This is a genomic window from Chitinivorax sp. B, assembly GCF_005503445.1.
GTDB lineage: Bacteria > Pseudomonadota > Gammaproteobacteria > Burkholderiales > SCOH01 > Chitinivorax.
This window is the reverse complement of record NZ_SCOH01000001.1, coordinates 1-15,404: the sequence shown is the minus strand read 5'-3', so window position 1 is coordinate 15,404 and position 15,404 is coordinate 1. Positions and strand designations below refer to the sequence as shown.

Annotated in this window: 12 protein-coding genes; 9 read left to right on the top strand and 3 right to left on the bottom strand. The window is 50.1% G+C overall.

Features of this window, described 5'->3' with window-relative positions; all coding sequences use genetic code 11:
• Positions 1-54 precede the first annotated feature (54 nt).
• The 3 genes from FFS57_RS00060 (at position 55) to FFS57_RS00050 (ending at position 2,452) form a co-directional block, all read left to right on the top strand.
• Complete coding sequence (locus tag FFS57_RS00060; RefSeq protein ID WP_171013457.1) at positions 55-1,071, top strand: alpha/beta hydrolase; 1,017 nt, start codon at positions 55-57, stop codon at positions 1,069-1,071.
• Between the two features lie 107 nt (positions 1,072-1,178).
• Positions 1,179-1,769: a chloramphenicol phosphotransferase CPT family protein gene (locus tag FFS57_RS00055; RefSeq protein ID WP_137935707.1), complete on the top strand. Its 591-nt coding sequence runs from the start codon at positions 1,179-1,181 to the stop codon at positions 1,767-1,769.
• A gap of 185 nt (positions 1,770-1,954) precedes the next feature.
• Positions 1,955-2,452, top strand: coding sequence for a GNAT family N-acetyltransferase (locus tag FFS57_RS00050; RefSeq protein ID WP_137935706.1), 498 nt, complete (start codon positions 1,955-1,957; stop codon positions 2,450-2,452).
• 110 nt (positions 2,453-2,562) lie between these two features.
• Here the strand turns inward: FFS57_RS00050 and phaR are convergent, their stop codons facing one another.
• Positions 2,563-3,165 carry a polyhydroxyalkanoate synthesis repressor PhaR gene (gene phaR / locus FFS57_RS00045; protein ID WP_137935705.1) on the bottom strand — a complete coding sequence of 201 codons (603 nt, stop codon included), beginning with the start codon at positions 3,163-3,165 and terminating at the stop codon, positions 2,563-2,565.
• Positions 3,166-3,535: 370 nt separating this feature from the next.
• Between phaR and FFS57_RS00040 the strand changes: the two genes are divergently transcribed.
• Together FFS57_RS00040 and FFS57_RS00035 are read left to right on the top strand one after the other, a co-directional pair.
• Positions 3,536-4,090, top strand: coding sequence for a phasin family protein (locus FFS57_RS00040; RefSeq protein ID WP_137935704.1), 555 nt, complete (start codon positions 3,536-3,538; stop codon positions 4,088-4,090).
• Between the two features lie 160 nt (positions 4,091-4,250).
• A complete protein-coding gene (locus FFS57_RS00035) occupies positions 4,251-5,357 on the top strand; it encodes a PLP-dependent cysteine synthase family protein (protein WP_137935703.1) in 1,107 nt (368 codons plus the stop codon).
• A gap of 88 nt (positions 5,358-5,445) precedes the next feature.
• Here FFS57_RS00035 and FFS57_RS00030 read toward each other — a convergent pair whose 3' ends face one another.
• Both FFS57_RS00030 and FFS57_RS00025 read right to left on the bottom strand, forming a co-directional pair.
• Complete coding sequence (locus FFS57_RS00030) at positions 5,446-6,627, bottom strand: acetyl-CoA C-acetyltransferase (protein ID WP_137935702.1); 1,182 nt, start codon at positions 6,625-6,627, stop codon at positions 5,446-5,448.
• A 232-nt stretch (positions 6,628-6,859) separates the two neighbouring features.
• The gene (locus FFS57_RS00025; protein ID WP_249383819.1) at positions 6,860-8,698 is read right to left on the bottom strand and encodes a PHA/PHB synthase family protein; all 1,839 of its coding nucleotides are present in this window, start codon (positions 8,696-8,698) and stop codon (positions 6,860-6,862) included.
• A 582-nt stretch (positions 8,699-9,280) separates the two neighbouring features.
• On the opposite strand from FFS57_RS00025, the gene FFS57_RS00020 reads away from it, so the two are divergent.
• The 4 genes from FFS57_RS00020 to FFS57_RS00005 all read left to right on the top strand — a co-directional run bounded on the left by FFS57_RS00020 (position 9,281) and on the right by FFS57_RS00005 (position 15,112).
• The gene (locus tag FFS57_RS00020) at positions 9,281-10,564 is read left to right on the top strand and encodes an HAD family hydrolase (protein WP_137935701.1); all 1,284 of its coding nucleotides are present in this window, start codon (positions 9,281-9,283) and stop codon (positions 10,562-10,564) included.
• Positions 10,565-10,690: 126 nt separating this feature from the next.
• Positions 10,691-11,671, top strand: a complete 981-nt coding sequence (gene phnD / locus FFS57_RS00015) for a phosphonate ABC transporter substrate-binding protein (protein ID WP_171013455.1) — start codon at positions 10,691-10,693, stop codon at positions 11,669-11,671.
• Positions 11,672-11,710: 39 nt separating this feature from the next.
• A complete protein-coding gene (locus tag FFS57_RS00010) occupies positions 11,711-11,911 on the top strand; it encodes a hypothetical protein (protein WP_137935699.1) in 201 nt (66 codons plus the stop codon).
• 105 nt (positions 11,912-12,016) lie between these two features.
• A complete protein-coding gene (locus FFS57_RS00005; RefSeq protein WP_137935698.1) occupies positions 12,017-15,112 on the top strand; it encodes a TonB-dependent receptor domain-containing protein in 3,096 nt (1,031 codons plus the stop codon).
• Positions 15,113-15,404: the final 292 nt, after the last annotated feature.

Genomic DNA, 15,404 nt, shown 5'->3' with positions numbered 1-15,404 from the left:
TTTGCTGACAGTATCGTCTGGCTTGCAAATGACGGCACCAAAGGACTGAATGTCATGCCTAGCTTGAGCAGCAAGCTTACTTGCCGAAAACAATCCGTTGCTTTACCACTTCGCTTTTTCCGTCGGTTGATGCTCAGCGTGGCTACGCTGATACTTACCGCGTGTGCAGCACAACCGGTTCACCAAGACACTGATAGCCCAGCCCGTGCCGCGACAAGTACCACGCCGAGGGCAAGTCAGATCACTGAAATTGATGGCCAGCAGGTGGAATATTGGCTAAGCCGCGCACCACAGGCGCGGGCCAGCCTGATATTTGAGAACGGTTTGATGTTGCCGTTTTCCACTTGGCAGGCGGTAATCTCTGCTTTCACAGACAACTGCAATGTACTGGTGTACAACCGCGCTGGTGTCAGTCGCAGTACATTGCCGACAGTGCCTCAGACACCGACCCAGGTCGTGCAGCAACTGCGACAGCTACTGCAGGATCGTCAATTGCAACCACCCTATCTACTGATCGGTCACTCACTCGGTGGTCAATATGTGCAATTTTTTGCACAGCACTATCCGGATCAAGTCAGCGGCATGGTGCTTGTCGATGCACTGCCACCTGGCTTGGTCAAACCGATCGCTAAGTTCCCGTGGTTTACCCGTTTAGGCCTATGGTTGTTTGCACCTGAGTACGCTCAGCGTGAGATCAGCAATATCGCACCATTGGGGGAAAGACTACTGGCTGAGCCCGGTTTTTACCGAAAACCGATGATCCGGCTTGTTGCTGCAACCAATCCAACCGCGCCCAAACCGGAGGGGCTGATCAAAGATTTGTGGAAAGGTGCACTTTATGCTGAGGATTTTGGCGTCTGGGCCATCGATCCCGACATTGCCGAAGCGCACATGGATCAGCTTTATCCGCAAGCCATTGTCCAGCAGCTGCAAACCCCGCACCGCATTCAAGAAACCCACCCGAAAGTGGTGATTGATGCAATCAATACAGTCATCGACATAATGGCACAACGCGGTGCATCGGCGATGATCAATGAAACAATGGATACTGTGATAACAAAGACTCAGTAACAGCCATTGAAAACCAGCGACGTGCTGCACTGAAATGATGTCAGCACTCTCCACCTCGGTGGCCTACTCCCAAATTCGGTTGATTAGCATCAAAGGAAAGAAAAACCATGCAAGGTTCAGTAGTATCAGCGCCCTCACCCGGCAAAATCATTTTATTGAATGGTGCCTCCAGTGCTGGTAAGTCGACGCTGGCAAAAGGCTTGCAAGACCAGCTGGATCAACCTTTCTGGCACTTCTCGATTGATCATTTGATTGCCGCCAACATGCATCCCCATCAACGGGCTGACAATGCCGCATTCAGTTGGCGTATGCTGAGAGAACCCTTCTTCAGCGGTTTTCATCACTGCTTACCAGCACTTGCTCGCACCGGCAACAATCTGATTGTGGAACACATCATTGAAACCCGAGCGTGGATGGATCGCCTACTCCAGTTGTTGGATAGACACGATGTATTCTTCGTAGGAGTGCATTGCAATTTACCCGAACTGGAAAGCAGAGAACAGCAACGTGGGGACCGTCGCATTGGAGAAGCCCGGGCAGACTTCGAGATTACCCACACATTTGGTCAATATGATTTTGAAATCGACACGTCCGCTGCCTCACTGACGGATAATGTCCAAACAATCATTGCCGCGTGGCACGCCCGACGCCAGCCCAGTGCATTTGATCGCATGTGTCAACAACGCTCCACCTGTTGAGCCCGCCCGGCTCGCCATCATATGATGGCTGGGTATTTTTTCAACCAGCCCAGTTGCTTTTTCCAAGCTACGCCCATATTGGGATAAGCAACACATCACAATAGGCAACATGCAGTTTCATCCCGCCAGATTTCCCGCATGAAGCATGCCAGCCCTTGGCATTCACCCAATTTGATTTGCGCGCCATGACAAAAATTGACCTGATCCACACCGATATCAACGAAAAAAACATTATTCGTAACCTGTACCAATTCTACAGCTATGACTCTTCCGATTGGGAGAGCTTTGATCTTGAATCAAACGGGCTGTTTTATATGGATGACAACTACTTTGCCCACTATTGGGAGTTGGAAGGCTGGAGCGCCAATCTGATCAAGGTCAATGACGAAATCGCGGGTTTCCTGCTCATTGAGCACAACACCTTACCGGGGCTGGATGCACCTGAATTTGCCGATTTGTTCCTGATGAAAAAATACCGCCGACAAGGCATTGGCCAACAAATTGTCGAAGGCGTCATGCTGGGTACCGCCCACCCCTGGGTTGTCAATGTATTTGTAGATGACACGCAGGCCATGGACTTCTGGAATGCCATGTTCAACCGACTGCCGTTCCATTCCGTCCGTACATTCATTGACCCAGACCGTACAGACCTGCGCATTTTTGTGATCAATGAAGAGGAATGAATACCGTTGATCACATCATGTTTTCACCCACACAAAAGATACTGATCACAAAACAACAGCCCCAGGTAATTGCACTGGGGCTGTTGTTTTGATCGGCAATGGAGATAACCTCAACTACCGGGTTTTTTTGCATTCCCATTCGGATCTACGGCGGGCGGCGGTGTTGCATCATCTGCGGTCGGATAACCGGGGAAACCAAATCCGCTGAACAGATTCCGGGCACGATCCTGTAATTGCTGCTGCATATCGACGAACATATTGGTAGATTGTTCCAGATACGTGGTCAACATACCTTGCATGGCCGGTGCCTGAAACTTCAGGAAATCACTCCACACATTGTTGTTCAGCATTGGGTTATCGCCATAGACCGCTTTGGTCTGTTCCTGCAGGCGTTCCTGCATCTGGGTGAAAATCTGCAGATTCTTTTCCAGATAATTGCCCATCAACCCCTGCATGGCATGACCGTAAAAACGGATGATCTGCGTCAGCACATCATAGGTGAACATCGGCACACCACCGGATTCCTCTTCCAGAATGATCTGCAGCAGGACGCTACGGGTAATGTCATCGTGGGTCTTGGCGTCCACAATCTGGATCGTGATGTTTTCGAGAACCAGTTTTTTCACGTCCTCAAGGGTGATGTAACAGCTGGTGGCTGTGTCGTACAAACGCCGATTCGGATACTTTTTGATCACCCTTTTCTCTTCGCTCATTACCTTCTCCATCATCTTGTCATTGTGTTGGCGGCACGCGCCAGAAAGTCAAAAGAGCAAACGCCGGATACAACCTGAATGCCCGACGACGCATTTAGAATCAGGATATTGTATCAGCTCGCCTGCATCACGCCAGTAGCGGCATATCACGTTTGATGCGTTGCAACAAATTCATTTGACAGTACAAAATTCGACTAGTAGTATGACTCTAAATTTGTGCAAGGCACAAAATATAACAAAAGGGCACGTCGCTGACGATGAAGTTTTGGTTCCGCACGACATCGGCCCTACCGACCTGCATGAACAGAGTAGTTCCTATCAGAACGTTTTTGTTTATGAACCCGAAAATATAAAGTCGAAGGAGTTGATTATGTTTAATACGCCGGAACACTTGAGCGAATTCGCCAGCATCAATACTGAAACCCTGTTGCGTCTAGCTCAGTTGTCACTGGACAGTAGCGAACGCCTGACCAAGGTCAATCTGGATGCGACAAAACACGCCTTGGAAAACGCAGCAGAAAATGCCAAAGCCTTGGTCGCGGTGAAAGATCTGCAAGAAGCAATCGCACTGCGTAACAAGATGGCAGAAACTGCCTCTGAACAAGTGCTGAGTTACACCCGCAGTGTATATGAAATTGCCTCCCAGGCGCAGAGCGAACTGTCCAAGTTGGTTGAGGAACGCCTGACCTCCTTCAACAAGGGCTTGGTGACATCGATCGACAAGGCTGCCAAATCAGCTCCGGCTGGTGCCGATGTTGCGGTTGCTGCACTGAAATCCACTGTAGCGGCAACCGCCGCGGCAGTAGACAGTATGACCAAGGCGGCCAAGCAGGTTGCCGATTTTGCCGACGCGTCAGTCAAGGCTGCGACCACGGCCACTGCCGATGCCGTCAAAAGTGCGACCAAAAAAGCATCCGCCGCCTAAGACAGCCAAGCACAAGCCAACAAACAAACCCAGCTGAATCAGGCTGGGTTTGTTGCTTTCAGGTCAGTCTTTTCGCCACCACATTGGCGATTCTCATAATTGGCTTGGCCAGCCACTAAAATACAATGATCAGTCTTCATGGCCACATCAAGAGAACATCATGTCATCACGTGACTGGGTCGCCCACGCCATTGCGCGCATCGAAGCCGATTTTCACCGCTCGGCCGATACTCATCTGATTCCGGTCAATCTACCGGCATTTCCAGGAATCGATTTTTACCTCAAGGATGAATCGAGCCACCCAACCGGCTCCCTCAAACATCGTCTGGCCCGGTCTCTATTCCTCTATGCCTTATGCAATGGCAAATTGCACGAGAAGAGCACCGTCATTGAGGCCTCCAGCGGCTCCACCGCCGTGTCGGAAGCCTATTTTGCACGCTTGCTTGGCCTGCCGTTCATCGCTGTAATGCCAGCAACAACCTCTCCGGAAAAAATCTCGGCCATCGAATTTTATGGTGGCCGTTGTCATCTGGTGCCGGACCCCACACAAATCTATGCAGAATCCGAGCGTTTGGCACTTGAAACCGATGGTCATTTCATGGACCAGTTCACTTATGCCGAACGTGCCACAGATTGGCGTTCTAACAACAATATTGCTGAGTCAATCTTTCACCAGATGGAGCGGGAACCACATCCGATCCCAAGCTGGGTGGTAACCAGCCCAGGTACTGGCGGCACCACTGCAACTATTGGTCGATATGTCCGCTATCAACGCCATGCAACCCAAGTGTTGTGTGTCGACCCACAGTATTCGGTGTTCTATGACTATTATGTCAATCGCAACCCGGCCATTACCCTGGATTGCGGCTCAGGAATCGAAGGGATTGGACGACCACGGGTCGAGGCTTCATTCATTCCAGAGGTTGTCGATGAAATGCTCAAGGTGCCCGATGCATTGTCCCTGGCCGCCATGCATTACCTGGCGTCGGTTTTGGGACGACGCGTAGGAGGCTCAACTGGCACCAACCTAGTTGGCGCATTGCACATCGCGTTACGGATGAAACAACAAGGTCAAACCGGTTCAATCGTTGGGATTTTATGTGATGGTGGCGAACGTTATGTTCACAGCTATTACAACGATGAATGGCTCGCCACTCGTGGGCTGGATCTGGCTCCCTTGATTGAGCAGGTCAAAACCTGTGCCGAGCAGGCAGTGCCGCTGTCCCCACTACAATCCGCACGACATGATAAACCTCAATACTTTTGAGCAAGCAGCCATAATGGCAGCTCACTTATGATAGCCATAAAAAAAGCCTCTCGAACGAGAGGCTTTTTATTCAATTGCACAATATCGATCAACGACGTTCGATTGCCAACGCAACGCCCATACCACCGCCAATACACAGCGTAGCCAAACCTTTTTTCACGTCACGGCGAATCATTTCGTGAATCAGCGTTACCAGAATCCGGTTACCGGATGCACCAATCGGATGACCTAGCGCAATTGCACCACCATTGACGTTGACGCGACTCATGTCCCATTTCAGCTCACGCGATACGCCCAAAGCCTGGGCCGCAAAGGCTTCATTGGCTTCGATCAGGTCAAGCTGATCCAGACTCCAGCCTGCACGTGCCAAGGTGCGCTGCGTAGCCGGCACCGGCCCCATACCCATGACCGAAGGCTCCACGCCGGCTGATGCATACGCTTTGATGTAAGCCAATGGTTTCAACCCCAACTCAGCCGCTTTCTTGGCAGACATCATGATCACGGCCGATGCACCATCATTGATACCAGAAGCATTCCCCGCTGTGACGGTCCCTTCCTTATTGAAAGCAGGCTTCAGTTTTGCAAGTGCTTCCATCGTGCTACCTGCCTTGATGTATTCATCTTGATTGAACAGAATGGGGTCACCTTTGCGTTGCGGGATTTCCACACCAATGATTTCATCAGTAAAGCGACCAGCCTTTTGTGCGGCTTCGGCTTTTTGTTGCGAAGCCAACGAAAATTCATCTTGTTCGCTGCGGGAAATACCATACTTGGTTGCGATATTCTCTGCGGTCACCCCCATGTGATATTGGTTGTAGACATCAGTCAGGCCATCGTAGACCATGCTGTCCACCAGGGTGCCATTGCCCATACGGATACCGTTACGGCTGTTCTGCAATAAGTGTGGGGCAGCAGACATGTTTTCCTGACCACCGGCAATCACGATGTCGCTGTCTCCCAACGCAATCGCCTGTGCCGCCAGGTGAGTGGTTTTCAATCCGGAGCCACACACCTGATTGACCGTCAGGCCAGGAACATGCACCGGCAAACCTGCTTTGATCAATGCCTGGCGCGCCGGGTTTTGACCCAATCCTGCTGTGAGTACATTGCCCATGATGACTTCGCTGACTTGATCTGATGCGATCCCAGTTTTTTCCAACAGGACTTTGATGACTCTGGCGCCAAGTTCCGGGGCGCTGATACCTGCCAAGCCGCCACCAAAGGAACCAATCGCGGTACGGCCTGCTGCTACGATCACGACTTCATTCATGGTAAGTCTCTCCAAAGATTGAATTTGACGCCCGACCATGCTCCCGTCAGGCGCTTTGGGTTATTGATACCGCCGTAGAAATGTAACGGCAATGGGTGGATGATACCTGTTCAGTAGCGGATGAACCGGATTGTGCAGCACGAACAGCGACGATCTGCAGCTCAAACCGGTACATCGCCTACCAGCAGTTGATTGCAATATGAACCCACTTTCACACCCATCCCCTCTCGTTTCATACCTTCACAGCACGCTCTTTGACGTAACGCCCTGGCGCTGGCTCAAGTGGCCTGTACTGACGATTCCCCAGCACTTTGGGTGCTGCGACCAGCTTGCCGGATTGCGGGGCCAACCAATCATCCCAATCAGCCCACCAACTACCGGGTTTCGATTCCGCACGGGTCAGCCAATCATCTGCAGATTGATTCAAATCCACATTTACCCAGTAATTGCGCTTGCCCAATTTAACAGGGTTGATCGACCCTGCAATGTGCCCCGAAGCCCCCAATACAAATCGCACCGGCCCACTTAGCAATGTATTGGTGAGATATGCGGTCTTCCACGGCACAATATGATCTTCTCGTGCCGCAAAGTTATAGACCGGCAAGGTCACTTGTTTCATATCGATCTTGACACCACATAACTCGGTCATGCCAGGCTTCACCAAGGCATTTTCGAGGTACATATTACGCAGAAAGAAAGTGTGCATCGGCAGCGGCAAGTTGGCTGAGTCGTTGTTCCAGTACAACAGATCGAATGCCGGTGGTGTCTTCCCTTTGAGGTAGTTGTTGACGACGTAGTTCCAGACCAGGTCATTGGCACGCAACGACGAGAAGGTACGTGCAATCTCCTTGCCACTGATCACGCCACCTTCTGCCATTTTGGCTTCGCGACGACGTACCAGTGCTTCATCAATGAAATTCTTGATTTCGCCCGGCTCACTATGGTCCACCATCACAGTCATCAACGTGGCAGACTCAAACCAATCATCACCACGTACCTTGGCTACAGCCAACGCAGTGGCAAGAATTGCCCCGCCGACACAAAAACCAAGCACATTGATCTTGTCAGCCTTACCAACAGACTGGACTACTTTGGTAGCCGCAAAAATACCCTTCTCGATATAGTCATCCCAGGTCAGGTGGCCTTCAGCCGGCGTCGTGTTCTTCCACGAGATCAAGAAAGTGTTGTAGCCACGCTCAACCATGTAACGAACATAAGAGTTATCTGGCTGCAAATCCATCAGGTAATACTTGTTGACGCACGGTGGCACCACCAGCAACGGTCGCTCGTACACCTTGGCTTGGGTGGGTGCGTATTGAATCAGTTGCAGCAATTCGTTTTCAAATACAACCTCACCTGGAGTAACAGCAATATTGCGACCCACCTCGAACAACGACTCATCAGTCATCGAGATATGGCCTTTTTCAATATCTTCTGCCAGGTTCTTTAAGCCTGCAGCCAAACTCTGTCCATTGGTTTCCACCGCCAGCTTAAGCACCTCGGGGTTGGTCAGCGGAAAATTGGTTGGACTCATTGCGTCTACATACTGACGCGTGAAAAACAATGCCTTTTCCTTTGCCTCCTCGTCCAGCTCAGCGCCTTCGATCAGTTCAGTCAGCCATTTACCCGTGAGCAAATAATACTGTTTGATGTAATCGAACAGTGGATATTGCTGCCATTCAGGTGCATTGAAACGGCGATCGGTACTATCCGGTCGAGCCACCGTACGTCGATCCTCGCCACGATGCGCACCCAGCATGCTCATCCACAAACCCATCTGCTGCTTGTAGAACTCGCCTTGCTTTTCGACAAGATGGGAAGTGTTCTGCATCAGGCTGTTGATCAGGCTGGGCACGAACTGCTCGGTTGTTTCAGATTGTACCGGGGCAAGTGGTTTAACAAACTGTTCAAACCATTGCTTGTTGGATTCGGTAATCGACTCGAACAATTTATCGAGTACTACACCGTTGTTTTCTACTGCCACGCGACGTCCCCCTTCCGGATGATTGCTGCATTGCAACTTCAAACCTGCTGAGTCCAGCCCCGGCAAGGTATCGATCAGGCATTGCACACTGACCAGGTGACACCTGCAAAGGCTGGGAGACCGCTGTCGATAACGGTGGTATACACCTAGGTATTGAACCACCTTTAGCCCAATTGGTGGAGCCTAAGTTATGTTGACATAGCAGTTTTACAAGAATCTTTTCGCACCTGCAACAAAGGAATTCACCGAGAGGGGAAATCCGGATGGTGCCATTCATTCAGACCGCATCCAGCTTGAAACCCGTCGAACTGCCATCATCACAATCAAATATATTGAGCAAAGCTATGCCGATGCCAATTTATCGTCAAATCCAAATCTCACTCGTCATATCATCGATATAGCTCGAAGCCCTTGCGGCACAAAGACCTCCAAAATACATAACAAATATCAAATGTATAAAGGTTTTCGAAAAACAACTTTTCAGCATCATTTCATTACAAAACGATGATTCAAAACACCTGAAAAACGCTCTATCATGGCTCGTTCGATCAACTGCAAGGCGCGACTGTCGTGCTTGCAACTGATCGATAAGGATCACTTACAAGTACTCAGCAATACGCCCATTCCACGCGAAGCCGATTCGGCCGCGTCAACCCATGAGGAAAGAGCATGCAACGTCGAGGATTCATGACATCACTGGCCGCTGGTACTGCACTTGCCGTGTTCGGGCAACAAGCTACTGCCAGCCAGCATCATCACAAGCATCGTGGACAGGTCATGCTGGATACCGGCAAATGGGCTCCCAATACCCATCGCCGCGTTGCACAGGTGATCGAACAGTTTGGTCAATCCGGAAAACGCTACCGTGCTGACAAGCGGCCCTATGTTGTCTTTGACTGGGACAACACCTCGATCATGCACGATACCGAAGAAGCATTGCTGATGTACCAGATCAACCACCTGGCTTTCCGCCTGACCCCGGCCGAGTTCGCAGCCATCGTCAAGCAAGGGGTTCCGGCCGGTAACTTCTCAGCTGATTACAAAAATACGGACGGCCAACTTGTCTCGCTTGATTCCATCAGTAGCGACTTGATTGACGATTACTCAGAAATCCACCAGCGCTACAAGGGTATGGCAGGCTCACAAAGCCTGGAGGAAGTTCAGGATAGCGATGTATTTGCCGATTTCCGCGCCAAACTGTACTTCATGTATGAAGCAATCAACGATACCCATGGTCCCAATATTGGCTACCCATGGGTGATCTACTTCTTCGCCAATATGGCGGTAAAAGAAGTCGCCACCCTAGCTGAAGCCTCGAACGACAATGGCCTGGGGGATGCCATCCGCAAAGTCAAATACACCAGCCCGGCTTCGCGATCTGGCAAGGCCGGTATTGTCAACACCGCACACACCCACGGTCTGCGACTGACACCCGAAATCGCCAACCTGATGCATGTGCTGCAGGCAAATGGCATCGATGTCTATGTCAGTACCGCCTCACTGGAAGATGTCGTGCGTGTCTTTGCGACCCTCCCCAAATATGGTTATGGTTTGGACCCCAAGCAGATTCTGGGCTTACGTCTGGAAACCACCGCAGATGGTGTATTCAAGAACGCATACAAAGCAGGCTGGCCGCTGAACTGGGGACCAGGCAAAACCGAATTGATCAAACGTGAACTTGTCACCAAAAAAGGCTATGGCCCACTAATGGTTTTTGGCGATAGCGATGGGGATTACGATATGCTACGTGACTTCCCGGATACGCAACTCGGGGTCATCGTCAATCGCCTGAAGAAGGGTAAAATCGGTACCTTATGCAGCCAAGCCGCAGAAAGCCTTGGCAAACCCAATGCACGGTATGTGATGCAAGGGCGGGATGAACGCACCGGGCAATGGATTCCGGAGGAAATGACACTCAAGCTGGGCAAAACAGAAAAGAAACTGCTTGGGTAATGCCTGTCGGGTGACAGGCCATCACAGCGATCCTGATGATGGCCTGCAGCCGGCATCATGCCAGCAGGGCTCTCCACCAAACCCGCTGGTAATACGCTGACCATAATGAAGTTGGGAGATGAAGTCATGAAGCCATTCCAAACAGCCCTCGCCACATTGGCTGCCACGCTGATCAGCTCTGGCATCGCCAATGCAGAGGAAATCACCCTGGGCCTGATCGCACCCACCACCGTACAGGAAACCACCGACAACTGGCGACCACTGGCTGCCGAGCTGGAAAAAACACTGGGTATGAAGGTGAATCTGGTTGCATCCACCAACTACAACGACATCGTACAAGGCATGAAGGACAACAAGATCCAGATCGCCTGGCTATCAAACAAAGTTGCCATTGACGCCGTCAGCGTGGCCAATGCCGCTGTATTTGCCCAAGTGGTCAAAGCCGATGGCTCACTGGGCTATCGCTCATTGATCATCACCCAGCAGAACAGCCCGATCAAATCGCTGGAAGACCTGTTAGCCAACGGCAAGAAATATTCGTTTGGCCATGGCGATCCCAAATCCACGTCCGGCAACCTGATTCCTAGCTACTACGTGTTTTCGCGGAACAACATCGACCCAGCCAAACACTTCAAATCCATCGTCTATCAAAACCACCAGAAGAACTTCATGGCAGTGGCAGATGGCAAACTGGACGCAGCCACCAGCAATACCGAAGACATGGATAGCTTCAAGACCGAATTTGCCGACAAATACAAGAATATCCGCACCATCTGGGAATCGGACCTGATCCCCAACGATCCAATGCTCTACCGCAATGACCTGCAGCCCGCCGCCAAGAACAAAATCAAGCAGTTCTTCTTCAGCTATGGCAAGGGTGGTGGCGAACAGCGTAAGGTATTGCTGAATATCCGTGATTTGTCTGGCTTCAAATCGTCAACCAATTCACAACTAATGCGCATTGCTGACCTGCAGATGTTCCAGGAGCACCAAAAACTGATGTTGGATGAATCCGTCCCGGCGTCGGAAAAAACAGCACGCTACGAAGAAATTTCAAAGAAATTCGGGCGCATCACTCGAATGCTCGAAGTCAAGGAAAAGAACTAAGCTATCCATTGGCCGCGCCGCAAGGCGCGGCATCTTCCTATGCGCTATATCCTCATCATCGGCTGGCTTTATGTCGCCCTCATGTTTTCTGTCGCCAGCAGCAATTGGGTCGATGGATTGTTCAAATTCCTGTTTCTGGGCGTATTCGTCACCAGCATATTGCTCTGGCTTGCTACCGGAAGCGCACGCCGTCAGCGACGAGCACAAAAGGAAAACAGCCAAAGCAACAAAGAAATTTAAATAATTAAAAATCAGCAACTTGCCAGAACAACTCCATCCTCAAATCCTGTCAATACGTATTTCCTATTATTGGTTTTTTACATTCTGAAACACTTATGTTAGCCTTTGACCCAGCAGGGATCGAGAGACGAATCAACAGCAGTACCCAATGCAGGTATTGCGGGCTTCACCGATAAAAAACCGAATACATTCGGAAAACGGCATTCAATGCCATTCGGTCATGACCACAATTACGCCACGCTGTATTGCTTCGTTGGTCAACAATATCAAAATCAATTTGCGTTAGGGCATTTTCAGTGCCATTTAATGCATGGCTTACTCTCGATCTTTTGCCAAATCAAGGCCTTCAGGCCAGTCAAAACAGAGTCAAGAGAGAGTGTAAGTATGCGACTGAAACCCATCACAATGGCGCTCGCGACCGCAGGAGTCGTCAGCAGCCTAGCTCCCGCTTTTGCAGACGAGCAACCGAAAAAGACTGAGCGCATCGAAGTAACCGGTAGTCATATCAAGCGGATCTCCGCAGAGGGTGCGACACCGATCCAGGTTGTTAAACGTGAAGACATTGCGAAAACCGGTGCCTCCAATGTGAAAGAACTGCTTGAGACCTTATCCGTCTCCACCAGCACCAGCTCCATGTCGGACATTGGCCGTAGCAACTCGTTCGCAGCGGGCTCCTCAAGCGCGTCATTCCGCAACTTAGGGCAACAGTCAACACTAGTGTTACTCAACTTCCGTCGTGTTGCACCTTATGCCCTCGCAGACTACTCAGAAGTATTCACCAACCTCGATGCATTGCCATTGGATGCAATCGAACGGATCGAAGTCTTAAAAAGCGGGGCATCTGCAATCTACGGATCCGATGCGGTTGCCGGTGTCGTCAACATCATCACCCGTAAAGATTATCAAGGTTTCCAAATCAAAGCGGATCACAGCAGATCCCATACCAGCGGTAGCTTCAAATCCAGTTCTGCCAGCCTTACCGGTGGCATTGGCGATCTAAACAATGACCGCTACAACTTACTGATTAACGCTGACTTTTATAAACGAGACAGCGTCATCTGGCGAGATGTAATTGATCACGTTAACCGCAACGTGACAAAAAAATTCTCTGGCTTCGGCACCCCTTCCACTTTCTCCTACCCGGGGAACGTAGATCTGCAAGCCTTACCTGGCTGCGAATCCGTCAATTCAGCAGGCCTGTGCACCTATGATCGATACACACGCTTCGAAGCGGTACCTAAGTCAGAGCGTGCTAATTTCTTTGCTGCCGGTAAAATTCAATTTAGTGACAATCTGTTGGGATTCTCCGAGCTCACTTACTCCCGAATCAAAACAGACTATATTTCGGCCTACATGCCTTATGGACCAGGTTCCGCACCAACGGTATGGGGTGACCCGCGTACCAATAAGTCCAAAACATTCACTCAGCGTGGCCTACCGGCAGGACACCCACTGAACCCCACTGGGGATGAGGTGGATTTACGTTATCGCTTTGTTGATGGCCCTGCAGAGCAACACGTTGATAGCAAATCATATCGTGTTGTATTTGGACTGAAAGGTTCTGCCGCTGGTTATGATTGGGAATCTGCTGCTGGAATATTAGGCTCGGAAACTGATTCCACCGAACGAGGTAGATTTAGCGAAACTGGCTTTAAAGAGCTGATTGGCGATTACACCCAAGCGACACTCCCAGCTGATTTCTTTAACAAGCCCAACGGTTACAAACTCGGTCAACAAAATAGCGCTGAAGTGCTAAGAACACTTTTCCCGCAATATGGATACAAAGGCGAAAACCGTCAAACATTCGTCGATGGCAAAATCTCTGGAACAATTGCAGAACTTTCAACTGGTTCGTTAGGTGTTGCCGCGGGCTTTGATATTAGGAAGGAAACGTTCAAAATCACACCGACAGAGAACCTTGCAACAGGTGATGTCGTTGGTGTTGGTCAAAGCAGTACAGATGCATCCAGAACGATGGGCGCCATCTTTGCAGAATTGAGTATCCCTGTTGCAAAAAATCTGGAAGCACAAGTTGCCGGACGACTGGATAAAGCAAAAGGCTTCGATGCCCATTTCTCCCCGAAATTCGGTTTAAGGTATGAACCCAGCAAATCGCTGCTGTTCCGCGGCACATTTGAATCGGGCTTCCGTGCACCGAATTTGACAGAAAGTGCACCATCTACCAAGTTCGCCTTTAGCAATGGCACTGCAGATCCCAAACGATGTCCGGCAGCTCAACAACTTGCGGAAAACTTGCTAGCGCAGGCTAATTTGCTACCTGCAGGTGACCCCAATAAAACAGCACTGGAAGCCAGAGCTGACATCATTACTTCCAATGAATGTTCAGGTGGTATCGCCAGCATAGTGAAGAATAACCCTGACCTGAAACCCGAAGTCAGCAACACATTCTCGTTGGGTATGGTTGTCGAGCCAATCCGTGGTCTGAGCACCTCGATTGACTACTGGAACATTAAACGTAAAGATGAAATTGGTCGAAAATCCATCACAGAATTACTTGCGAATGAGAATAGCCTTGAGCCCGGTGTACTTGTACGGGATAGCTTGGCAAATGATGGTACGTTTACCCCTGCAGAACAGGCCCAATATGGCGTAACAGCGGGTTCATTGAGTAGTAGTAACCAGAAATTCACCAACACATCCAAAACCAAAACTGATGGTATTGACTTTAATGTTCGTGGCGCAATTGCCGCTGGAGATTTTGGTCGCTTCCAATATGACTGGAATACCACTTACCTCCGCTCGTACTATTCGTGGAGTGATGTAAAAAGTGGATATGGTGACAATCTTGCTGGCAGATACGGATATTCGAAGTACACCAGCGATCTGACAACCTCGCTATCAAATAAAGGTTTCACCAATGGCCTGCGCTTCAACTTCAAGAGTGGCACCATGCTGAAGCTGGACTATGATGATGACACCTACAGCGATGAAGGATGTACAAGTCGTCGCTGGAACAAGAGCGAATGTCAAATTGCCAGCTACCTGACCGTTGATTACTTCCTCAGCTATAGCGGCATCAAGAACCTCACAATCAACTTTAACGTGAAGAACTTGTTCAACCGTAAGCCGGAAGCGGACCTGCGTAAGATGCTAGAAGAAGGTAGTGGCATCGTTCCTCAGGATATTCGAGATGCACAAGGCCGGATGTTGAAGCTGGGATTTGAATATAAGTTTCTCTAATTGAAACTATAGATAGGTAATTTGGCTTCGCCACCGAATTACTTTCCAATCATGAAATGGCACACACATGTGTGCCATTTTTTACATCGGCTCAAACTACGATTAACATCGTATAATTTAACTGTCAGGTCCTGGGAGATTACCTCAACCTTTCCAAGCGAGCCCACTACCTGAATTTGCTTCTTGCTTGCCATCCTGCTACCGTGCCGCCCCCTGTTGGCGTGCCCGCTATGATGTTGCTGTTGACCTGTCTCCTACTCTGGCTGTACCAGTTCCGCCGTTGCCGGACGGT